19 protein-coding genes are annotated in these 21,137 nt (G+C 64.7%); 9 read left to right on the top strand and 10 right to left on the bottom strand.

What is annotated here, in order from left to right; genetic code table 11:
- Positions 1 to 16: 16 nt before the first annotated feature.
- Positions 17 to 307 carry a DUF7545 family protein gene (locus tag ACJYUO_RS09360; protein ID WP_494345107.1) on the bottom strand — a complete coding sequence of 97 codons (291 nt, stop codon included), beginning with the start codon at positions 305 to 307 and terminating at the stop codon, positions 17 to 19.
- Positions 308 to 431: 124 nt separating this feature from the next.
- Between ACJYUO_RS09360 and ACJYUO_RS09355 the strand changes: the two genes are divergently transcribed.
- Complete coding sequence (locus ACJYUO_RS09355) at positions 432 to 575, top strand: DUF7557 family protein (protein ID WP_494345106.1); 144 nt, start codon at positions 432 to 434, stop codon at positions 573 to 575.
- Positions 576 to 644: 69 nt separating this feature from the next.
- On the opposite strand, the gene ACJYUO_RS09350 is transcribed toward ACJYUO_RS09355, so the two are convergent.
- On the bottom strand, positions 645 to 1,109 hold the full coding sequence (locus ACJYUO_RS09350) for a DUF5799 family protein (protein ID WP_494345105.1): 465 nt from the start codon (positions 1,107 to 1,109) through the stop codon (positions 645 to 647).
- Between the two features lie 185 nt (positions 1,110 to 1,294).
- On the opposite strand from ACJYUO_RS09350, the gene ACJYUO_RS09345 reads away from it, so the two are divergent.
- Entirely contained in the window at positions 1,295 to 1,771 is a 477-nt protein-coding gene (locus ACJYUO_RS09345; protein WP_494345104.1) for a universal stress protein, read from the top strand.
- A gap of 83 nt (positions 1,772 to 1,854) precedes the next feature.
- Here the strand turns inward: ACJYUO_RS09345 and ACJYUO_RS09340 are convergent, their stop codons facing one another.
- Positions 1,855 to 2,349 (bottom strand): DUF7529 family protein, encoded by a 495-nt coding sequence (locus ACJYUO_RS09340; protein WP_494345103.1) that lies wholly within the window; start codon positions 2,347 to 2,349, stop codon positions 1,855 to 1,857.
- A gap of 82 nt (positions 2,350 to 2,431) precedes the next feature.
- Between ACJYUO_RS09340 and ACJYUO_RS09335 the strand changes: the two genes are divergently transcribed.
- From ACJYUO_RS09335 to ACJYUO_RS09315, 5 genes are all read left to right on the top strand, one after another.
- Positions 2,432 to 5,155 carry an ABC transporter ATP-binding protein gene (locus ACJYUO_RS09335; RefSeq protein ID WP_494345102.1) on the top strand — a complete coding sequence of 908 codons (2,724 nt, stop codon included), beginning with the start codon at positions 2,432 to 2,434 and terminating at the stop codon, positions 5,153 to 5,155.
- A 188-nt stretch (positions 5,156 to 5,343) separates the two neighbouring features.
- Positions 5,344 to 6,984, top strand: a complete 1,641-nt coding sequence (locus ACJYUO_RS09330) for an ABC transporter substrate-binding protein (protein ID WP_494345101.1) — start codon at positions 5,344 to 5,346, stop codon at positions 6,982 to 6,984.
- Positions 6,985 to 7,034: 50 nt separating this feature from the next.
- Positions 7,035 to 8,048 (top strand): ABC transporter permease, encoded by a 1,014-nt coding sequence (locus ACJYUO_RS09325; RefSeq protein ID WP_494345100.1) that lies wholly within the window; start codon positions 7,035 to 7,037, stop codon positions 8,046 to 8,048.
- On the top strand, positions 8,045 to 8,962 hold the full coding sequence (locus ACJYUO_RS09320) for an ABC transporter permease (RefSeq protein ID WP_494345099.1): 918 nt from the start codon (positions 8,045 to 8,047) through the stop codon (positions 8,960 to 8,962). The genes ACJYUO_RS09325 and ACJYUO_RS09320 overlap by 4 nt, the downstream gene beginning before the upstream one ends.
- Entirely contained in the window at positions 8,949 to 9,329 is a 381-nt protein-coding gene (locus tag ACJYUO_RS09315; protein WP_494345098.1) for a DUF7268 family protein, read from the top strand. Before ACJYUO_RS09320 ends, ACJYUO_RS09315 begins: the two co-directional genes overlap by 14 nt.
- A gap of 15 nt (positions 9,330 to 9,344) precedes the next feature.
- On the opposite strand, the gene ACJYUO_RS09310 is transcribed toward ACJYUO_RS09315, so the two are convergent.
- The gene (locus ACJYUO_RS09310) at positions 9,345 to 10,283 is read right to left on the bottom strand and encodes a biotin--[acetyl-CoA-carboxylase] ligase (protein WP_494345097.1); all 939 of its coding nucleotides are present in this window, start codon (positions 10,281 to 10,283) and stop codon (positions 9,345 to 9,347) included.
- Positions 10,284 to 10,451: 168 nt separating this feature from the next.
- Positions 10,452 to 11,447, bottom strand: coding sequence for a tyrosine--tRNA ligase (locus ACJYUO_RS09305; RefSeq protein ID WP_494345096.1), 996 nt, complete (start codon positions 11,445 to 11,447; stop codon positions 10,452 to 10,454).
- Positions 11,448 to 11,581: 134 nt separating this feature from the next.
- Between ACJYUO_RS09305 and ACJYUO_RS09300 the strand changes: the two genes are divergently transcribed.
- Positions 11,582 to 12,235 (top strand): hypothetical protein, encoded by a 654-nt coding sequence (locus ACJYUO_RS09300; RefSeq protein WP_494345095.1) that lies wholly within the window; start codon positions 11,582 to 11,584, stop codon positions 12,233 to 12,235.
- A gap of 25 nt (positions 12,236 to 12,260) precedes the next feature.
- On the opposite strand, the gene ACJYUO_RS09295 is transcribed toward ACJYUO_RS09300, so the two are convergent.
- From ACJYUO_RS09295 to ACJYUO_RS09280, 4 genes are all read right to left on the bottom strand, one after another.
- A complete protein-coding gene (locus tag ACJYUO_RS09295; RefSeq protein ID WP_494345094.1) occupies positions 12,261 to 13,040 on the bottom strand; it encodes a 4-phosphopantoate--beta-alanine ligase in 780 nt (259 codons plus the stop codon).
- 64 nt (positions 13,041 to 13,104) lie between these two features.
- Entirely contained in the window at positions 13,105 to 16,020 is a 2,916-nt protein-coding gene (locus ACJYUO_RS09290; RefSeq protein ID WP_494345093.1) for a DUF1508 domain-containing protein, read from the bottom strand.
- Positions 16,021 to 16,345: 325 nt separating this feature from the next.
- Positions 16,346 to 17,173, bottom strand: coding sequence for a pantoate kinase (locus ACJYUO_RS09285; protein ID WP_494345092.1), 828 nt, complete (start codon positions 17,171 to 17,173; stop codon positions 16,346 to 16,348).
- 120 nt (positions 17,174 to 17,293) lie between these two features.
- Positions 17,294 to 17,971 carry a helix-turn-helix domain-containing protein gene (locus ACJYUO_RS09280; RefSeq protein ID WP_494345091.1) on the bottom strand — a complete coding sequence of 226 codons (678 nt, stop codon included), beginning with the start codon at positions 17,969 to 17,971 and terminating at the stop codon, positions 17,294 to 17,296.
- 291 nt (positions 17,972 to 18,262) lie between these two features.
- Here ACJYUO_RS09280 and ACJYUO_RS09275 point away from each other — a divergent pair, with 291 nt between their 5' ends.
- The gene (locus ACJYUO_RS09275) at positions 18,263 to 19,114 is read left to right on the top strand and encodes an alpha/beta hydrolase family protein (RefSeq protein WP_494345090.1); all 852 of its coding nucleotides are present in this window, start codon (positions 18,263 to 18,265) and stop codon (positions 19,112 to 19,114) included.
- Positions 19,115 to 19,692: 578 nt separating this feature from the next.
- Here the strand turns inward: ACJYUO_RS09275 and aspS are convergent.
- Positions 19,693 to 20,997, bottom strand: a complete 1,305-nt coding sequence (gene aspS / locus ACJYUO_RS09270) for an aspartate--tRNA(Asn) ligase (RefSeq protein ID WP_494345089.1) — start codon at positions 20,995 to 20,997, stop codon at positions 19,693 to 19,695.
- Between the last annotated feature and the right edge of the window lie 140 nt (positions 20,998 to 21,137).

The raw sequence follows: 21,137 nt of genomic DNA, 5'->3' as shown, positions 1-21,137 counted from the left end.
GTCGCCGCGTCGCGGCTCAGTGCTGGTGGCCGGTCGCTTCGCCGAACGTGACGCCGAAGCGCTCCTCGAAGAGATCCATCACGCGCTCTTCCTGGGCCTCGAGTTCCTCGTCGGCGTCCTCGCCGTGGTGGACGATGTGGTGGGCGCGGCTGGCAAAGGAGAGCAACATAACGTCGCCGACGGTTTCGGCATCGGTCTGGTCGCCCTCGGCGACGAGGTCGAGGAGACCGGACGGGATCGTGATTTCGTCGGTTGCGCCGTCGTCGGAACTGATCGAGAAGGTCGTCGTCTGGACTTCGTCGGTCATACTCGTACGGTCGGGAACCGTCCCTAAAGGTGCTGTGGCTTGCCCCGGCCTCTGCCCGCGGTGAAACGTGTCGCGGATAGCAACCCCCGTGGTGTTTTTGCCTCGCGACGACGAACGATCTCGTATGCCATCCGTCGAACTCGACGAAGAGACGATCGAGCGGCTGGATGCACTGCGCGTCGAAGACGAGACCGACGACGAACTCATCAACGAACTCATCAACATCTACGAAACCAGCGAGTACACGCTCTTTCACGCCGGCGACTGAGCGGTCGGCGAGCGGAGCAATACTCAGCGCTCGCGTCCACCGAGTCCGCCGACGACGGTCGTCTCGGCCTCAGCCGTCGGCGGCCGTTCGCCGCACCGTCTCCCACTTCCCCTTGGACTCGAGGTGAGACTGGAGTTGGGTCGCGTACTCCTGCGTGAGCCGTTCGGCCGCCTCGCGTTGTGCCTTCTCGGAGGAGCCGCCGCCCCCGCCCATGCCGAGTGCGCCCATGATCGAGTCGAAGATGCCACCGCCGCTCGAGGAACTCGAGTCGCCGCCTCCACCGCCGCCGGCCATCGCGCCCATACTGGTCTGGATATTCTCGAGTTCGGGGATGATCCCGTCGAGGTTGTCCGTGTTGGCGACGATCTGGGCCTGCTCGGGATCGTCGGCGTGTTCGATCTCGAACTCCGTGGCCGTCATGATCAGGCTCCACTGCTGGTTGGAAAACTGCGACCCCTCGATCTGTGAGGCAAACTCCTGATCGACGGTCATCCGCTCGCCGACGATCCGGTCGGTCCACGACGTATCGCTCATGGCCCCCGGTTGGACCGGCGGCTGTATCAGCGTTTCCCCTCTCGGACCCGCGATTCGGGTTTCATCGCCGATTCGGGCTCGCCGTCGGAATCGCCGAACGGGCGGAACTCGTCACCCGGGCTGACCGTCTCTCGTGTCAGGAAAACGTTAATACGAGTGCTTGTTGAATGGTATCATGACCCACGATGTACGACCGAATCCTCGTTCCGACCGATGGCTCGCGCGAAGTCGAGCACGCACTCGAGTACGCGTTCGATCTCGCAGACGCACACGACGCGACGATCCGCGCGCTCTACGTCGTCAACGTGGCCGGTTATCGTGGACTCCCTATGGAAGCCGCTCTCGAGGGTGTCAGTGACGCGCTCCGGGAAGAGGGGCAAGCGGCGGTCGGTCGCGTCGAGGACCTCGCGCCGGCGGCTATCACGGTCGAGACGGTGGTCCGCGAAGGCACACCGAGTGAGATCATCATCAACGAGGCCGACCCGGCCGAGTGCGAGCTAATCGTGATGGGGACCCACGGCCGCGGCGGGATCGACCGACTGCTGCTCGGCAGCGTCACGGAACGGGTCGTCCGGCGCGCCCCGGTACCGGTGTTGACCGTCCGGGTCGATCCCGACGAGATCGACGACCGCGCCGAAGCGCCTCCGCTCGCGGTGGAGTAACGGCCCTCGAGTCCGCGGTCGGAACGCGGAGTGCGAACGGTTCGAAAAATACGACCAGCGACGGCACCGGCCCGAACTCCCCCTTACTCGGCGTCCGGGAGTCCTTCGGGGAGAAACGGCGCGACGTCGTCGTGGACGAACTCGACGTAGTCGTCGTTCAGCCGTCGACAGAACAGCCGCAACTCGCCGGCCGATCGAACGGTCTCGAGCGCCGACTGCCCGGATCCGGTATCGTAGTAGGCCGGAACGAGGACGGCCGTCTCGTCGGTCGGGTCCTGTTCGACGATCAGCAGGTAGATCATGCCGCCGTGTTCCGCGCGGAACACGTCCACGTCCGCGAACGTTGCGCTCTCGGTCAGCGACTCGAGGTCCTCGTACTCGGGTCCCGGTAGGACGACGTCGAGGCCCGTGCGTCGCTCGGAGTCCACGAGCACGGAGTCCCCGGGATGGAGCTCGAGGGCCGTCCAGCCGCGGTCGCGGTAGTCGTCGGCGATCGCCGCCATGTCCTCGATAACCGCCTGCCAGCCGGACTGGTCTCGTGCGTTGCTCGGGGGGGCATCCGCTGAATTCTCGCTCATGACCCCACCGCGTGCACCGCCGGAAATAAATGTTGTCTAAATCCCACAAGGTATTTCTTCGCTCCCTCGAGAACTGTCGCCAGTGACTGACCTTCTATCCCTCTCAGGACTTCGCACGCAGTTCGACACCAAACGCGGTGCAGTCAAAGCCGTCGACGGGATCGACCTCACCATCGAGGAGGGCGAGACCGTCGGCCTGGTTGGCGAGTCCGGTTCCGGGAAGAGCGTGACCGCCCTCTCAGCGATGGACCTCGTCGACGACCCCGGCGACGTCGTCGGTGGCCGCGTAACCCTGCGACGCGCGGCACTCGCCGCGGACCTCGCCGACGAGTTCGACGGTGCCGTGGTCCCGTACCCCTTCGAACTCATCGACGCAGTCCGGGAACTCGTCGCGGATCTCCGCGTCGGCGACGGAATCGACTCGGCCAGTTCGGAACTGCGCGGTATGGCCACCGACCTCACCGACCGCGACGATCCCGCGGGGCTCGCACCGACGCTGAGAGAGTCCGCCGACCGACTCGAGGACGGGACGGCCGAGTCGGTGGTTGCGGATACTGTAGAGACGGCCCTCGACGACGCCGACGACGGGTTCGTCTATCTAGACGAGACAGCACGCGAGCGATTCGAAAGCGGCGCGGCTGCCGGCGAAATCACAGTCGAGGACGGCGTCGTCGACCTGATCGACGCCCCCGAGGAAGCGATGCGGAAAGTCCGCGGCAGCGAGATGGGGATGATCTTCCAAGATCCGATGACGTCCCTGAACCCCGCGGTGACCGTCGGCGAGCAAGTCGCGGAGTCCCTGCGACTCCACCAGTACGGCGAACGGAAACAGGATACGTGGCTCAACGCCGTCCGGGAGATCCTGCCGTCCATCGGCGGGCAAGAACACGACGAGGAGGTCATGGAAGACGTCGTAGACATCCTCACGGAGGTCGGCATTCCGGAGGCCACGACGCGCCTCGAGGAGTATCCCCACGAGTTCTCCGGCGGGATGCGCCAACGGGTCCTCATCGCCATCGCGCTCGCGTGTCAGCCGAGTCTGCTCATCGCCGACGAGCCGACGACCGCCCTCGACGTGACCATTCAGGCCCAGATTCTCGACCTCATCGACGACCTCCAAGACGAGTTCGGGATGTCGGTGCTGATGATCACTCACGACCTCGGCGTGGTCGCGGAGACCTGCGACCGGGTCGCGGTGATGTACGCCGGCGAAATCGTCGAAGTGGGCCCCGTCGAGGAGATCTTCGCCGATCCGAGCCATCCGTATACGTACACGCTCTTGGAGTCCATCCCGACGGAAGAGAAAGACCGCCTGACGCCAATCGAGGGGAACGTTCCCGACCTCATCGACATGCCCGAGGGCTGTCACTTCGCCGACCGATGTCCGTGGGCCAAACCCGAGTGTCGCGACGGCGAAATCCAGTTCCGCCAGCACGGGCCGGACGACGTCGACCACCGCTCGAAGTGTCTCCTCGAGGACTTCGACGAGGACGAGTACGGCAACGACGACGCGTCCGCGGTCGAACACGACATCGGCGAGCCGATCGTCGAAATCCGCGAGATGCGGAAGTACTACCAGCAAGAAGACGGCTATCTCGACCGATTCATGGGTGAGAAGCCGAGCGTGAAAGCCGTTGACGGGGTTAGCTTCGACGTTCGCGAGGGCGAGACGCTCGGGCTGGTCGGCGAGTCCGGCTGTGGCAAGTCGACCGCAGGACGGGCGATCCTCCATCTCAACCCGCCGACCGACGGGAAAGTCGTGTTCGCCGGCGAGGACCTCGGCGACCACTCCAAGTCGGAGCTCCGGGAGAAGCGCAAGGACATGCAGATGGTGTTCCAGGACCCGATGTCGAGTCTCGATCCGCGGATGTCCGTCGGACAGACGATCATGGAGCCGCTGAAGATTCACGGGCTCGCGGAGGGGAAACGCCGACAGCGCGTCTTCGAGCTCCTCGAGGAGGTCGGACTCGACGAGAGCCAGTACGGCCGCTACCCCCACGAACTCTCGGGCGGCCAGCGCCAGCGCGTCGGCATCGCTCGCGCCCTCGCGGTGGACCCCGATTTCATCGTCGCCGACGAACCGGTGTCGGCCCTGGACGTCTCCGTGCAGGCACAGATCATCAACCTCTTGGAGGACCTCCAGGAGGAGTTCGGGCTGACGTACCTGTTCATCGCCCACGACCTCTCGGTCGTTCGGCACATCTCGGACCGCGTCGCGGTGATGTATCTCGGCGAGATCGTCGAGATCGCCGAGACTGACGACCTGTTTGCTGACCCACAACACCCGTATACGAACGCGTTGCTGTCGGCGATTCCCGAACCGGACCCGCTGGCCGACACCGACGACCGCACCATCCTGAAAGGCGACGTGCCGTCCCCGATCGATCCGCCGTCGGGCTGTCACTTCCGGACGCGGTGTCCGTCGATCATCCCACCGGACGACCTCAACATCGAACAGGAACGCTACCGCGAGGTCATGTTCTACCGACAGCGCGTGGAATCGCGCGACATCGACCTTGAGGCGGCCCGCAACGAAGTCGTCGCCGAATCGCCGCCGCCTCGCGCGGTCGCGGACGGCGGCAATGACCTGACCGCCGCACTCAACGCGCAGTTCTTCGACGAACCGCTCTCCGGTCGCGCTCGCGAGGCGGTCGAAAAGTCCTATCAGCACCTCGACGATGGCGACTGGGAGGCCGCCGAGGCCGTCCTGGCGGATACGTTCGAGAGCGTCTGCGAGCGGAAAGACCCCACACTCGGCAACAGCGACCACCCCGCCGCCTGTCACATCTACACCGAATCCGAGTAAACGCAAATGCGGTGCCAGTCTATCGCTCGGATTTTCTTGGCGCGTTGACGGCGTTTTTGAACCCCAGTCTATCGAATTGCGACTAGTTTCTCCAATCGGCCAGCACGGCTAGTAAACGCTTCTCAACCAGTATAGCGTTGACAATATTGTCCGGTAGCATTATATAGTTCCAATTACGGACTACTGTTATGTCAGGTAATGACGACCAGCCTTCCAGGCGAAGTTTCCTGAAGTCTGCCGGTAGCGCAACGGTTGTGGCAACTGCAGCGAGTTCCATGGCCGGCTGTCTCGGCGGTAGCAGTGACAGCGGCGGCACGCTCCGATACGGTCGCAGTTCTCACTCGGACACGCTCGACCCGCAACGAACGACCAGCGGGGAGGTGTCGAAGGTCACCAACCAGATTTACGATGGGCTCATCAACTTCGAACCCGGCGAGGCGGCTATCACGGAGAGCCTCGCGACTGACTGGTCGATGGACGGCGTAGACGTCACGATCGAACTGCGCGACGACGCCCAGTTCGACGACGGAACCGATTTCACCGCCGACGACTTCGTCGCGACCTACCGCCGGTTCGTCGACGAGGACTACGACTACTACTTCGAGGACGCCTCCGCGTACGGGCCGTTCACGCTCGGCAACTGGATCGAATCCGTCGAAGCCGACGGCGATTACTCGCTGAACATCACGCTCAACGATCCGTACGCGCCGTTCCTGCGTAACCTCGCGATGTTCGCCGCCGTCGTCCTCTCCAAAGAGGACATCGAGAACGACTTCGACTTCAACGCGGACGCCAACGGGACCGGCCCGTTCCAACTCGAGGAACTCGACAACTCGAACGGCCGCATCCTGCTCACTCCCAACGACAACTACTGGGGTGACGGGCCGAACGTCGAGCAACTCCTGTTCCTCGAGCGCGGGCAGAACTCCACGCGCACGCAGGCCCTCGTCGAAGGCGAACTCGAGATTATCGACAACCTCGCGCCCGAAAACATCGGGTCGGTCGAGGACTCCGACGCCGCCGAAATCCAGTCAGGAGAGGGAATCAACATCGGCTACATGTCGTTCAATCAGTCCCGCGTCGAGGAGTTCCGCGACGCGCGGGTCCGACAGGCGATCAGTTACGCCATCGATACCGAATCCATCGTCAACGAGGTCTATTCCGGCATCGCCGAACAGGCCGACCAGCCGTGTCCGCCGGCGCTATTTGGACACAACGACGACCTCAGTCCGTACGCCTACGATCCCGATCAGGCGGAGTCGCTGTTGGAAGAGGCCGGATACGGTGACGGCTTTTCCTTCGAGCTGACGACGTTCCAGAACGCCCGCGGCTACAACCCGGCTCCGTCGTCGACGGCGGAGACCATCCGAACGAACCTCGGCGATATCGGTATCGACGTCACTATCGACGAGCGACCGTTCTCGGACTACCTCACCTACACCGCCGACGGGAAACACGACGCGTCCCTTGCCGGCTGGTACACGGACAACGCCGACCCGGACAACTTCTACTACGTCCTGCTCCACCCGCAGGTGGAGTCTCCCGACGGGCAGGACTGGGTCGACTGGAGTACGGAGGGGTACAACACGTCAAACCGCGCTGCGTGGGCGAACCAGGACTTCATGGACCTCGTCGAAGAGGCCCAGCAGACGGCGGACCAGGACGCACGTGCCGATCTCTACCACGAGGCGGCTCAGATCGCACACGAAGAGGCACCGTGGGTCTACATCGACTACGCCGACGAGATCCGCGGCGTCCGCAACAACGTCAGCAACTACGACGTCTCGGCCATCGGTGGCCCGCACCTCCACTTAGTGGAGCTCGAGTAACGCGCCCGACTGACGAGAAGTTTTTAACCCCTCAAAATTAGCTCAAAATAATGGTATCAAAGCGGTTTGTCGCCAAACGCCTGCTGTTGCTTGGTCCGGTGCTGTTCGGAGTGGCAACAGTGGTCTTTGCGATCCTCCACCTCTCGCCGGGTGACCCCGCGGTCGTCATCGCGGGCGAACGCGCGAGTCAAGACTTTGTCGAGCAGATCCGATCCGACCTCGGACTCAACGACCCGCTGTGGCAGCAGTACCTCCGGTTCCTTCACGACACTGTGACGCTCGACTTCGGGCAGTCCTATCAGGTCCGACAAGGGAGCGATGTCAGCGAAATTCTCGCCGACCGGCTCCCGATCACCATCGAGCTCGCGATTCTCGGACAGATCGCAGGCCTGCTGTTCGGACTCCCGCTCGGGATCATCAGCGCCGTCAAGAAGGACACGCTGACCGACCACTTCTCCCGGATCGGCGCACTGACCGGAATCAGCGTGCCGATCTACTGGAGCGGACCGCTCCTCATACTGCTGTTTGCACAGATCCTCGGCGTCCTGCCGACGAGCGGGCGCATCGGATCGACGTACTTCATCGACTCGAAGACCGGATTCATCCTCGTCGACACGCTACTGGCCGGGGACATGGCCGCGTTTCAGTCCGCGGCTCGCCACCTGTTCATGCCCGTCCTCGTGCTCGGCATCTACTCGATGGCGTTCATCTCTCGGATGATGCGATCGTCGATGCTCGAGGTCGTCAGACAGGACTACATGCGGACGGCCCGCGCGAAGGGCCAAGGCGCGAAGACGACGATCATGAAACACGGGCTGCGGAACGCGTTCATCCCCGTGATCACGATCATCGGTATCCAGTTCGGTTCGATGCTCGGCGGCTCCGTGCTGACCGAGACCGTCTTCGAGATCAACGGTATCGGGACGCTGCTCGTCTCCGCGATCCACGGTAGCGACTACCCCGTGGTACAGGCGACCGTCCTCGTCTTCGCGTTCATGTACACCATCGTGAATCTATTCGTCGACATCACGTATTCCATCCTCGACCCACGAATTGACCAATGAGCACGGAAACCCAATCATCGACCGTCGAGCGCAGCCCCATCGATCGACTCCGCGCCAGCCCGTTCCTCACGGAACTGCTATCGAACCGCATCGCCGTCATCGGTCTCAGTCTGATCGTCGGGATGTTCCTCGTCGCTGTCTACGCCCGGCTCACGTACGGACTCGACGCCATCGTCGACACGCAGTTCGCAGCGAACCCGACGAAGGCGGGACCGAGCAGCGCGTTCTGGTTCGGAACGGACGGCCAGGCCCGCGATATCTTCCCGCGAGTGCTGTACGGCGCGTGGTACGCGCTGAAGTTTGGGACCGCGACCGTCATCGCGTCCACTGTCCTCGGCATCACCGCCGGGGTCGTCGCCGCGTACTACGGCGATCTCACGGATAACATTATCATGCGGACGATGGACGTGCTCCTGTCGTTTCCGTCGCTGCTGCTGGCGCTTGCACTCGTCACGATCTTTCCCGACTCGCTGGGGTTGTGGCGGGCGGTCATCGCGCTCACGCTCGTGTACACGCCGCGGTTCGCTCGCGTCGTTCGCGGGGCGGCACTGAAAGTCCTCGAGGACGAGTACATCGAGGCGACGCGGGCCCTCGGCGCGACCGATCCGCGGCTGCTGGTTCGTCACGTCCTGCCGAACTGTCTGGCACCGATCACCGTCCAGTCCACGCTGAACTACGGGCTCGCCATCATCGACATCGCGGCGCTGTCGTTCCTCGGATTCGGTGCGGACCCCGGCGATCCCTCGTGGGGGATGATGCTCGCCGAGGGCGTCGAGAAGGGACTGTTCTCCGGCGCGTGGTGGTGGTCCTTTTTCCCCGGCCTGTTCCTCGCGCTTACGGTGCTCGGCTTCAACCTCCTCGGCGACGGGATGCGGGACGCCTTAGATCCGCGCATGCGAGATGCCGTCGACTGATTCCAGCGTTCCCGTCTCGAGGGACCCGGTCGAGCGGGGCCGCCGGCTCGCGGTTGCCGCCGTTCGCTGGGTGGCCATCGGAGCCGCGCTCGGAGCGGTCGTTTCGCTGGCGCTGCTGACGGTCTGGACGCCGCGAGCCGCGACCGACACGGCGTTTGCACTCGGCGCGCTCGTTCTCGGGTTCGGCGTCACCGCGTGGTCGTCGGCGGTCGGCCTCGGACGGACCATCGAAGGGATGCAGGATCGCCTCGACGTGAGTTCCGACTGGACGGAAGCCAGCGCTCGCGAGGCGTTTTTCGTGGTGTCGTGGACGGGCGCGGGCTGGGTCGTCGCCGCGACCGCCGGTTCGATCCTGCTCGGCGTCTGAGATCGCGAGACTCGGTTAGACCGGACGCAGGTGCTCGCAGTCACCCGCCGTAACGGTCACCTGTCCGTCCTCAGTTTCGACCACGAGAGCCCCGGACTCCGTCACGTCGATCGCCTCGCCGACGATCTCGCCCGCGGCGCGGTCGACGCGCACGCGCTGGCCGATCGTCAGCGCCAGGTCGCGCCAGGCGGGGACGACCGCCTCGAGGTCGGTTCGATACCGATCGAACTCTTCCAAGAGCCGCTGGACGAACCGTCGCCGATCGACGTCGCCCGCTTCCTCGCGGATGCTGGTCGCACCCTCGGGCAGCGCGTCGGCGTCGATATTCGCGTTGATGCCGGGGCCGGCGATGACCCACTCGACGCGATCGGTCTCGCCTTCCATCTCCGTGAGAATCCCCGAGAGCTTGCGGTAGTCGCCGTCGTCACCGACCGGGACGACCACGTCGTTGGGCCACTTGATCCGTGCGTCGACGCCCGCCTCGCGGGCCGCTCGCGCCGTCGCCACCGAGATCGCGAGCGTGTACAGCGGGGCCTGCGCAGGCGCAATGTCGGGTCGGGAGACGACGCTCAGCCAGACGCCGCCCGACGGTGCCGTCCACTCGCGCTCGAGGCGGCCGCGGCCGCCGACCTGTTCGTCCGCAAGGACGACCACGTCCGTCGCCCCCTCGGCCGCCAACTCGCGCGCCCGGTCGTTGGTGCTCCCCACGGAGTCGTGGTACTCGATCGAAAACGGGGCCTCGAGTTCGAACTCGACGGCCGGGGCGTTGTACGCCGCGACGGCGGTCAGTTCGTAGCCGGTCGGCCCGCTCTCGATCTCGAAGTCTGCCTCGCGCAGGCCGTCGATGTGTTTCCAGACGGCCGCCCGCGAAATATCGAGCGAGTCGGCCAGTTCGGGCCCCGACACCGGCCCCTCCGCGATCGCCTCGAGGATCGCCTGTCGCGTCTCGTTCATGGACTCGTAAGGGAGTCGCGCACACTTCAATCGGCTGATCGGCGGCCGCCGCCGACCGCCGCGATCAGCGATGTCCGTTGCGCCCAGTCGAGGTCCCGCGTGTTCATTCGATCGATCCGTGTCTGCGGGGCTATGTTGATGTCGGCCGCCATCACTACGCGGAGACGATTAGCCGCGGATCTCGCGCAGCTTCTCGCGGCCGGGTGCGATCAGTTCGTCGAGGTAGGTCGCGAGGGTCCCCTTCGCGTCGGCGGGGTGGAGTTCGCCCGACTCGAGGTCGTCGGCGAGGGCCTCGTACGCCTCGTAGGTCAGATCGCCGCCGTACTTCTCGGGACGCTCGACGACGATCTCGTCGAACCGCGGGAAGACGTGGTACTCGAAGAGTTCGAGGACGGGATTCTCGCGTTCGTTGCCCTCGTCGTCCTCTTCCGGATCGCGGGTCGGCGGACAGTACGCCGAGTTGACCTTCTCCTCGAGTTCGTCGGTCGAGTCCTCCATCGAGATGGTGACGCCCTCGCTCGAGGACATCTTCCCCTCGCCGCTGGTGAGGTCGGCGACGATAGGCGTATGGAGGGCGGGGCGGACCTCGTAGTCGACTGCCGGCAGTTTCTCGCGGGCGAGCATGTGAACCTTGCGCTGGTCCAAGCCACCGACGGCCAGATCCAGATCGAGGTACTCGATGTCCAAGGTCTGCATCAGCGGGTAGACGAGATGGCTCACCTTGGCCGTCTCGTCGCCCTGTATCTCGGCCATCGCGCGCTGGGCGCGGTTCATCGTCGTATCGACCTCGAGAGTATGCAGGTCGAGGACGTACTCCTCGTCGAGTTGGAACTCCGAGCCGTAGACGAACTCGGTCTGGGCCTCGTCGAGGCCGTAGGCGAGGAACTGCGCTTTCATCTGCTCGGCGGTCTCCTGGATCTCGTCGAAGGACCCCTTGTCGTTGAGGTAGGCGTGGACGTCCGCCAGCAGGATGACGACGTCCATGCCCGCTTCCTGCAGGTCGATGAGCTTGTTCGCGGTCAGGAGATGCCCCAGATGGAGGACGCCGGAGGGTTCGTAGCCGACGTAGGCCCGCTTGCCCTCGGGATCCTCCGCGAGGTCGCGGATCTCCTCGTCGGTGACGACCTCCTCGGCGTTTCGCGTGAGTAACTCGTAGGCGTCCATGTGGAAGGGAAACCGGAGGAGGAATTTATACCTCCTGAAAGGCGGTCGGACTGCACTGCGCTGCCGGCACGAGGCGATCGCCGCAGGCTCCGCCCGAACACTCATACGGGCGGTCGGCGTAGGCTCGGCGATCGATGATCGACAGTGAGGACGCCGTCAACGCGGTCCGGCGCAGTACCCTGCCACAGCTCCACTTCCTTCTGCGGGGGACCTTCGGCGGCTACGCGATCAGTCACACGACCGCCGACGAGTACGTGCTTACGGCCCGCTGCTCGGAGGCGACCCTCGAGGACATCCTCGAGCGGGCGGGCTTCTCGCGGAACCCGATCGCCGCGCTCAAGGTCCGCATGGACGGCAACACCGCCGAGGGCTCGTGGGTGTGGCGGCCGTCGCTGCTGGCCGACGAGCAGTTACACATCGTCCTCCACGACCTCGAGAACGAGTCGGGCGTCGACGTCTATGCTCACTGGGAGTGCTCGTGGATCCGCCACCCCTACAGACACTACCTCGCCCGCGGCTACGACGCCGAGACGGGTGTCGCGCTGGCCCGCCGCTGGCTCGTCGATGGCGACGAACTCGAGTACGGATCGGGGATCGACTACGAGATCGACCACTCGCTTGCGCGGCGGCTAAGCGAGCGGCTCTGGCTGTCGTACTACCGGCTCGAAGAGCCAGTCGCCGCGATCAAATCGAAGCTGCCGTTCGTCGATGGCGGCGAGCAGTCGCCGGTCATCGAGCGCGACGACGCGCGCGATTCGGTCTCGCCGACGATCACGGAGAAGTTCTGAGTCGGCCGAGCGAGAGCGCGACCGATCAGAGGTCGCCCGATCGAATCCGTTCCTCCGCTTCCTCGAGCGCTCGGTCCCGGTCGAAGGCCTCGACGATCTCTCGAAGGTCGGCTTCGTCGGCGTCGGCCAACTCGCGGGCGTGGTCGGTGATGTTCGGCACCGCGCGAATGATGTTGTCCACGATCGGCACGTCGGCGACCTGCGGCGAGCGTGACAGCGGGTTGAGGTCGATCACGATCTCGGTCTTACCCATCTCGTCTAACGCCTCGGCGCGGTCGCCGTCCTCCAGTGGCACGAGTACGACATCGGCCGCGTAGATGCCGTCGGCGTCGACCTTCGCCCGCTTGTGATCGAGGTTCGGAATCCGAGCGTCGGCCTCGAGGCCCTTGACCGACTCGGCCCCGTGTTTGCGCAGGTGGTCGGCGATGGCCTCGATCCGCTCTGGGGTGCGGTTGAAGAGGTTGACCTCGAGAGCGGCACCCGTGGCGTCGGCGAGTTCGGCCATCTCGCCGGGGACCAACGCGGCGACGTTGCCGTTGATCGAGAGCACCGGCCGCTCGGCGAGCAGGAGGTGGGCCGCGGCGGCTCGTTCGGCGTCGTCGGCGCTCGGGATCGTCTCCTCGCCCAGCAGGTAGTCGAACGCGCTGCCCCGGCCCTCGGCGTGCATCCCCTGCAGGTGCGTGATCCCCTTCTCGACGCCCGCCTCGATCCGGTGGCGGGTGAGCAGGTCCTGATATCGCGGATGGTCCTCCGGGATCTCCTCCTCGTGCTCGACGTCGGCGGAGACGCTGTCGTAGTCGCTCACGAGCGTGATTCGGGTCGGTCGATAAAAAAGCCGATTGATAGCCGTCGATACTGGCCGGAGACGGTTACTCCGTGAACGTGATCCAGCCCTCGGGGGCCTGTGCCTTCACGTCGTTCATCGCCTCGCGGGCATCGGTCCGGCTCTCGTAGGTCTGGGTACTCTCGGCCATCGTCGTCCCGTACTCGTCGATCAGCTGCCAGACCCAGCCGTCCTCGGCGGTGTGGAGTTCGAACGAGACGCTGTCGATCTCGAGGATGCTCGCCGACTCGATCAGGCCGCGAACGTCCTCGAGGGCCGCGCGTGCGTCGTCGGCCGTCTCGTGGGTCTCGGAGCCGGTCGCGACGGTCCGGCCGTCCTCGTCGATGAGCCGCCACTGCCAGCGGTCGTCTTCGTCGGCGACGAGTTCGAAGGAGGCGACATCGAAGTCGACCCGGCCGGCCATCGGCGCAAGCTGGCGGACCTCCTCGATCGTGTCGAGCAGGTCGGCCTTGCTCGCGGCGGTGCCGACCCCGTTGGCGATCACTTCGCGATCGCGGTCGACGAGTTCCCACGACCAGTCGTCCGAGCCGTCGAGTCGGATCGCGGCCTCGTCGATCGCGAAGATCGGCGCGTCGGTCGCGTTTGCCTGCAGTTCGTCGACGGCGGCCATCGCGGCCCCGCGGTCGGCATAGGAGACGCTCGAGTCGGCGATCTCCTCGCGGTCGCGATCGAGCAGTCGGAAACGCCACTCGTCGGTGCCGTAGAGCTGGACGGACACGTCACCGATCGTGTAGCGGCCGGCCGATGCGGCGGCGTTGCGAACGTCGTCGAGGCTGTCGACCAGTTCGTCGCGAGTCGGGTACGCCTCGCCGTCGACAGCCACGGTCACGCCGGACGGCATGACGAAGCGCCAGTGCCAGTCCTCGGTGGCGTAGGTCTGGAAGATCGCCCGGTCCATCGTCCGAACGTCGGAGTCGAGGTACTCGAGCAGGCGGTTCATCGCCTGTCGTGCGGCACCGCGAGTCGGGTGGGTCGCCGGGTCCTCGGCGACGAGTTTCCCGGCCTCGTCGATGAGCCGCCAGCCCCACTCGTCGTCCTCGTTGACGAACAGCTCGAACGCCGCGGTCTCGATTTCGAGCAGTTCGGCGTTGGGAGCCTGCTCTTTGAGCGTCATCATCGCTTCGGCGGCCTCGCCGCGGGAGGTGTGTTCTTCGCCGCTGTCGGCCAGTACGTTGCCGTCCTCGTCGATGAGCCGCCAGCGCCATTCGCCGGAATCGGCCTCGTAGACCTGGAAGGCGGCGTTCTCGAACTCGATGAGTTCGGCCTCGCTGGCCTGCTCGCGGACGCGTTCGATCGCCGTCGTCGCCGCCTCGGCGTCGGCGTGTGGCTCGGTACTCGCGGCGACGACCTCGCGGTCGTCGGTGACGAGCCGCCAGTGCCACGGACTGGTGTCGTCGGCCGGCGGTGCGTCGTCCGCAACCGTTCCGCCGTCAGCGGCCGGTTCGGGCTCCTCGAACGGCGTCGGAAGATCGTCGTCCTCGCCGCCCGGCGCGTTCTCAGGGGCCGTGTCGACCTCGGCGTCGGCCGGGTAGACCTCGTACTCCGCGTCCTCGATCTCGACGACATCCGACTCGAGCGCATGGTCGCCGAACTGCTCGGTCCAGCGCTCGGATGCGTCGCGCTCGGCGGTCCCCTCGGGACCGCGCGCGACGACGTGCTCGTTCGCATCGATGAGTCGGTAGCGCCACTCCTCGCCGGACTCGTAGAGTTCGTACGTCGGCTCGCCGGCAACGGTGACCGACGCCGACTCGAGGGCCGGGAGCAACGCTTCGGCCGCTTTCTCGGCGTCGCGCCGGGAGTCGAAGTCGGCGGCACTGCTCGCGACGACCTCGTCGTCGGTGTCGACAAACCGCCACGTCCAGCCGTCGGCCCGCTCGCAGAGTTCCACGCCGACGTGTTCGATGTCGAGCACTCGCGCGCGGTCGAACCGTTCGGCGAACGAGCGGGCGGCTTCCTCGGCTCGCTCCTGTGTGGAATGGCCGTCCTCGCTCGAGGCGAGCGGCGTTCGGTCGTCGTCGACGAGCTGCCAGTGCCACTGGTCGCGCTTCTCGGCGTAGGTGAACGCGGCTCCCTCGATTTCGATCACGTCGGCGTCCGGACCGCGGTCTTTCAGGAAGCTCACCGACTCCTCGGCACCGTCGCGCCGATCGAACTCGCCGGCACAGGAGCCGACGATGCTGCCGTCGTCGCGCGCGAGCGTCCACTGCCACGTCCCGTCGCGGTCCTCGTAGAGCCGGAACGCCGAGGTCGTCAGTTCCATCAGCCCCGCGGAGCTGATCTGGGACTGGACGCGTTCGATGCCCTCCGTCGCGTCCGGCCGCGTCACGGCGCTTTCCGTGCTCTGGGCCAGCGCCTCGAGGTGGAGCACGTGCCACTTCCAGTCGCCGTTGTCGTCGCGGAAGACGGCGAACTGGGCCCCTTCCATCGCGTCGCCGGTGAGAATGGGCGGATCGTCCGTCGTTCCCTCTTCCTCAACGAACATCCCTTTCTGTCCCGTGAGCACGGGAACGAGAGCGGTCACGCCAGCGATGATCCCGACGCCAAGGGTGTAGACGGAGATTACCTGAACGCTGTAGTCGACTCCCAGTTCCCGCCAGTTCCACGGATACGCCCAGCCGAAAAAGCCGACGCCACCCAGCGCGATGAGCAGTCCGACGACGCTCGCCTGAATCCCTCGCCGCCGCACCGGCAGCATAAGCACGATACCGAACAGACAGAACGCGAGTCCCGTTGCGGCCGTCACCCCCGAGATTCGGATCAGCGCATAATTATTCCCCTCGCCCGCGTAGCCGATCACGAACGACGCCACGCCGGCGGCCCCGATAACGTACCCGACGATAAACAGCCAATAGCCGTAGACGTCCTTGCTCGAGTCGGGTTCGCCGACGTAGTGTTCGTACAGTTGAAACAGGTTTTGGTGAATGTCAGTCAGTGATGCCATTGCCAAACTTGACCGGATAACTTGAACGAATCATAATAAAGTTCTGGCTACCCATACGAAATCAGTCATATAGGTTCGGAACGAGCTATTCGGTATCGATCCGGTTCTCGCAGTACGTCGATACGATCGAAAATAGCGCTCTATAGGCGTATAGAGCCCTCATATTCACTATTTTCGTTTGTCTCGGTGGCGAATCAATACGTTGACGACGGACCGGATCGGCTTCAGTCCGCGACGACGATCGCTGAATCAAGTCCGACCGGCGGCTGTCCGGCGATTTGTCGACAGATATCTACACCGGCTGATAGATACTAGGGGTACTTAACTACCGCAACACCGCACCGGCCGGATGCGTCGCACAGACCGACGGCTCGTAGCCGGCATCCGAGAGCCCCGTTCCGAGCGCGAAGACGGTTTCGCCGAGCATGGCCATCGATGCCTGCCCGTCGACGGCAGACACCTCGGTGATCGTCTCCGCGACCCGCTCTGTGAGTAGGCCGGCATCGCGTGCGAACAGCCGTGAAGCGTACATCAAGGAGAGCAGCGTCGGTTCCTCGACGACTCGGGAGAGCGCTTCCTTGCCGGCGGCCGTGAGCTGCTCGGTGTCGCCCGAGAGCACGTCGGCCGTCGAGAGTTCGCCGAACGAGATGTATTCGACACGCGCCCGCGCCGGGACCGCGTCGAGCTTGTTGTCCTGTGGTCCGCCTGGCTCGAGGCGGATCGGAACGCCGCCGTGTGCCTGTGCGACCACGTCGCCGAGTCCCGTCCCGGCTTGTACCTCGGCACCGTGAGCGATCGTCACGAGTTCGTTCTCCGAGAGCTTGCGCTCGAACACGCGGTTCGTCGCGAGCGCCGTGCCCAATGCCATCGCTCCCGAAACACCGAAGCCAGCGCCAAGTGGCAGTTCAGACGTCGCTTCGACGCGGGCGGTCGCCTCGAGCGTCTCGAGGACGGTCGTCACCGGCTCGACCTCAATCTCGGTTCCGTCGAGGACGATCGCCGATTCCTCCGCCGGTTCGACCGTTACTTCGACACCGTCTGTGAGCGTCAGTCCCGCCCCTCGTGAGCCGGCTTTCGTCGGATCGTCGTCCGGGTGTGCGCTGAAAAATCCCGTGACGTGTCCGGGGACGAACGCCGTCGCCTCCTCGCGCATTACGCCCCCGCTTTCGGCCCGAACAATATAACGTTGTAGATTTCCTCACTCGGCGATGAGGGTACGGAACGACGGGCGAGAACCCGGAGTGAAGCGGATCGGGGACGACGGTTGGCGACATTACGACGAGTCGTGCAACCGGTTCGCGACGGTCGCCGAGACGAGCGTGGATTCGGTCCGGCGGAGGACCTGTCCGACAGAACTCGCCGAACAGTCCAACTCAGCTGCGATCTCTTCGTAGGTCGCACCGCGCGGATCGTCGTAGTAGCCGTGCTCGTAGGCCGTCACCAACACCTCTTGCTGGCGCTCGGTAAGACCGTCGTACCGCTGCTCGACCGACGGCAACGAACTCGAGACGGCCTCGACGGTGAGGTCCGCGAGTTCCCGGTAGCTCTTGATGAGTCCCTGAACGTCGTCGTCGGGGCCGGTTATCGTCATTCGAAGCGACGAGCGGTCCGGATCGACGTACACGATCGGGTACTGGACGATCGCGCCGGACGTACGGAACGGCTCGATGAACCGGCGATTGAGGTCGGTCAGCTCGTACCGAAGCTGTACCATCGATCGTCCGTCGTCGGCACTGAGTTCGAGGTCGACGAGTCGCGAGAGGTCGTCGGGAACGTTCGACCGGACCTGTGACGGCGTTCCGGCCACCTCGAGAAGGGCCTTGACGGTCCCATCCTCGAGGAGACCGAGCTGGTGGATCGCCTCGAATCGGAGGCCGTTCTCGCGACACCACTTCTCGGTTGGATCGAAGTACCCAGTATGTGGAGTGACAACGTAGGTCACCCGTTTCATGGTAATCACCTACACAATTATCAATAAAAAACGTTCCGCAGCCGCCAGTTCTGCATCGTCGATCGGAGAGGGAATCACACAGACAGCACGACGGACCCAAAACGGCAGACAGAGAGATCGAAGACACTCCGTCCGTGTCGCAGGCAAACTGATCGAAGCGGTCGGTACGAGTTCGACCGCCGCAACTCTCGTTGTGGTTGTACTATTTACATATAATGGACCCCGACATAACTATATTCAGAACTGAAGAAGAACGAATTAGCGTATTACCATCCATTATTTCGATGCGTTATGGCAGACAACGACAATGAGAACGGTACACAACGGCGGTTCGGAGAATCGACTGGATCAACCAGACGGTCTGTGCTGAAAGCGACCGGCGTGACGGCAATCGCCGGGACGGGACTCGCGGCCGCCTCCGGTTCGGCGTCCGCACAGTGGTTCAGTGACATCGAGACGATCGAGATCGACGACAGCGGACTCTTCGGCGGCTGGGAAGCCGACGGGAGCCTGCCGGTCGACGACGAGGTCTTCGTCTTCATCCACGGTTGGTTCGGCGATACGACCGTCGTGGATCAGGCCGAGGATGTCCTCGGCTCGCTCGAGGACGCCGACTACGAAGCCGATCAGGCCGTCGCCCTCGAGTGGCCGGCGACGACGGCCAACTACTTCGGCGCCGAAAGCGACACGGAGGACGTCGGCGGGGTCGCGGCCGATCTGATCGAGGAGTTTGACGACGACGGCGGCGGCAGTCTCCGACTCGTCGGCCACTCGCTGGGCGGGCGCTGTGTCCTCTGGGCGGCGACGCAGATCAGCTCCGGCTACGAGGTCGACACTGTCGCCGCCCTCGGTGCCGCCGCCGACGGTTCGGCGGTTTGTGGCGGCATCTGGGCGGATGCCACTGACGGGGCCGTCGAAATCCGTAACTACCACTCGGAAAACGACAGCACCGTCGGCTCGGCGTACGGCGGTCTCGGCGACACCGCCCTCGGGAACGAAGGAGCACCCTGCGATCCCGACGGCTACACCGACATCGACGTCTCCGACAGCGTTAGCTCGCATCTCGGATTCCTCGGCGATTCGGCGGTCGGAGCGGACCTCGCCGCCGCCATCGCGGACGACGGCGGCTATAGTAGCTCTTGAAATGATTTACACACCGATCGCAACGCTGTCCTGCGATCGAGTGTGCATTGACTTTCAAGAGCTACTATAGCGGTCGTGGTAGCGCACCGGTGCCTGGGTCCAACCGCGATCGGTCGGTCGGCTGATGGCTCCCGTCCGCCACGGCGGATTCGGTTTCGAGACGGGACGTTCGAAAAGAGACGCCCTCTTCCTACGGACCCATACGGTTTACTGTAAGTCATTTCCGGCACAACCGCCGCCCGGGTCGCGGTTGCGCCGGTAAATCGGTACAGCAATCCGTATCAGCCGCTGCCGGTCTTGCGAGACTTCACTTCGCTCGTCTCACCGGCTCCCAGAGTTGTCGCTTACGGCGACAAACGCTGACGATCACGCGAAACGAGTGAAACGAGTTTCGCTTGCTCCAAACGTCTTCGTCCTACGGACTCAGACGTTGGCGATCTCGCGGGAACACCGTTGGACTCGCGCTGCTCGTCCAACGAGCTCCCGGTCGACGAACAGCGACCTCGCCTACGGCGAGAGTCGCTGCCGGTCCTGCGAGACTTCGCTTCGCTCGTCTCGCTGGCTCCCAGCGTCTTCGCCTATGGGCTCAGACGCTGGCGATCTCTCGGGAAGAGCACAGCCTCTCGAATGTTGTCCAGCCCGAGGATGGTCATGAGCAGGCGCTCGCCGCCGAGGCCGAAGCCGGCGTGGGGCGGCATGCCGTACTTGAACATCTTGGTGTAGTACTCGAACTGGTCGGGATCGAGGCCCTGCTGCTCGAAGCCCTCGATGAGCTTCTCGTGGCGGTGCTCGCGCTGGCCGCCCGAAACCAGTTCCATGCGCGGGTGCATCAGGTCGAAGCCGGTCGAGAGTTCGGCGTCGTCGTCGTGATCCTTGATGTAGAACGGCTTGATCTCGCTGGGCCAGTCCGTGATGAAGTAGTGACCGCCGACGTCCTGTCCGAGGGCCTCCTCGGCCGGGGTCGAGAGGTCGTCGCCCCAGACGAGCTGCTCGTCGAGTTCGCCCGTCGCGTTGATGCGCTCGAGCGCTTCCTCGTAGCTGATGCGCGGGAAGTCGCCCTCGGGGACTGCGAAGTCATCGGCGATGTCGAGGTCCTCGAGTTGGTCGCCGAAGTTCTCCTGGACCGCCTCGTAGGCGGACTTGACGATGCCCTCGGCGACGTCCATGGCGTCTTCGTGGTCGCAGAACGCGCCCTCGAAGTCGATCGAGGTGGCCTCGTTGAGGTGCCGGGGCGTGTTGTGCTCCTCGGCGCGGAAGATCGGGCCGATCTCGAAGACGCGCTCGACGTTCGAGCCCGCGATCAGCTGCTTGAACAGCTGCGGCGACTGGTTCATGAAGGCCTCCTCGCCGAAGTAGGTGATCGGGAACAGTTCGGTGCCGCCCTCGGTCCCCGTCGCGACGATCTTCGGCGTGTTGATCTCTGTACAGCGGAACTCGCGGAACTGGTCGCGGACCGCACGCAACACGTCAGAACGGATCTCGAAGATCGTCTGAACGTCTTCCTTGCGCAGGTCGAGCGTACGGTTATCGAGTCGCGTCGAGAGGTCGGCATCGACCTTCTCGGAGGGGTCGAGCGGCAGTTCCGGGTCCGCGGGCGCGATGACCTCGAGGGACTCGGGCGTGACCTCGACGCCCGTCGGCGCGCGCGGTTCCTCCTCGACCGCACCGGAGACCCTGACGACGCTCTCGCGGGAGACGCCGAGACCGGTCTCGACTAGCTCCTCGTCCATCTCGTCTTTCTCGAACTTGATCTGGATCTTCCCGCTCGTGTCCCGGAGAATCAGGAAGGCGATGCCACCGAGATCGCGGATCTCGTGGACCCAGCCGGCGACCGTCGCGTCGTCGCCCGGCTCGGCGTCGGCAGTGTAGGTTCTGTCCTGCATACCACCCGATTCACGCAGGCGGAACTTAAGCGCAGTCGTTCGGAGTCGCCATCGACGGGGCTATCGCGTGCTCGCGGTCCCCACGCCTCGCTCGAGCACACCCCCAACACCCGTCGACCGATTGACAGAGCGACCAACCG

It is taken from the genome of Natrinema sp. CRL1, assembly GCF_059162405.1.
This window is presented reverse-complemented; position numbering and strand designations above follow the sequence as displayed.

Bases quoted from the DNA above. Each gene is read 5' to 3' on its own strand.
- ACJYUO_RS09360 (WP_494345107.1), bottom strand. From the start codon at position 307: ATGACCGACGAAGTCCAGACGACGACCTTCTCGATCAGTTCCGACGAC.
- ACJYUO_RS09355 (WP_494345106.1), top strand. From the start codon at position 432: ATGCCATCCGTCGAACTCGACGAAGAGACGATCGAGCGGCTGGATGCA.
- ACJYUO_RS09350 (WP_494345105.1), bottom strand. From the start codon at position 1,109: ATGAGCGATACGTCGTGGACCGACCGGATCGTCGGCGAGCGGATGACC.
- ACJYUO_RS09345 (WP_494345104.1), top strand. From the start codon at position 1,295: ATGTACGACCGAATCCTCGTTCCGACCGATGGCTCGCGCGAAGTCGAG.
- ACJYUO_RS09340 (WP_494345103.1), bottom strand. From the start codon at position 2,349: ATGAGCGAGAATTCAGCGGATGCCCCCCCGAGCAACGCACGAGACCAG.
- ACJYUO_RS09330 (WP_494345101.1), top strand. From the start codon at position 5,344: ATGTCAGGTAATGACGACCAGCCTTCCAGGCGAAGTTTCCTGAAGTCT.
- ACJYUO_RS09325 (WP_494345100.1), top strand. From the start codon at position 7,035: ATGGTATCAAAGCGGTTTGTCGCCAAACGCCTGCTGTTGCTTGGTCCG.
- ACJYUO_RS09320 (WP_494345099.1), top strand. From the start codon at position 8,045: ATGAGCACGGAAACCCAATCATCGACCGTCGAGCGCAGCCCCATCGAT.
- ACJYUO_RS09315 (WP_494345098.1), top strand. From the start codon at position 8,949: ATGCCGTCGACTGATTCCAGCGTTCCCGTCTCGAGGGACCCGGTCGAG.
- ACJYUO_RS09310 (WP_494345097.1), bottom strand. From the start codon at position 10,283: ATGAACGAGACGCGACAGGCGATCCTCGAGGCGATCGCGGAGGGGCCG.
- ACJYUO_RS09305 (WP_494345096.1), bottom strand. From the start codon at position 11,447: ATGGACGCCTACGAGTTACTCACGCGAAACGCCGAGGAGGTCGTCACC.
- ACJYUO_RS09300 (WP_494345095.1), top strand. From the start codon at position 11,582: ATGATCGACAGTGAGGACGCCGTCAACGCGGTCCGGCGCAGTACCCTG.
- ACJYUO_RS09290 (WP_494345093.1), bottom strand. From the start codon at position 16,020: ATGGCATCACTGACTGACATTCACCAAAACCTGTTTCAACTGTACGAA.
- ACJYUO_RS09285 (WP_494345092.1), bottom strand. From the start codon at position 17,173: ATGCGCGAGGAGGCGACGGCGTTCGTCCCCGGACACGTCACGGGATTT.
- ACJYUO_RS09280 (WP_494345091.1), bottom strand. From the start codon at position 17,971: ATGAAACGGGTGACCTACGTTGTCACTCCACATACTGGGTACTTCGAT.
- ACJYUO_RS09275 (WP_494345090.1), top strand. From the start codon at position 18,263: ATGGCAGACAACGACAATGAGAACGGTACACAACGGCGGTTCGGAGAA.
- aspS (WP_494345089.1), bottom strand. From the start codon at position 20,997: ATGCAGGACAGAACCTACACTGCCGACGCCGAGCCGGGCGACGACGCG.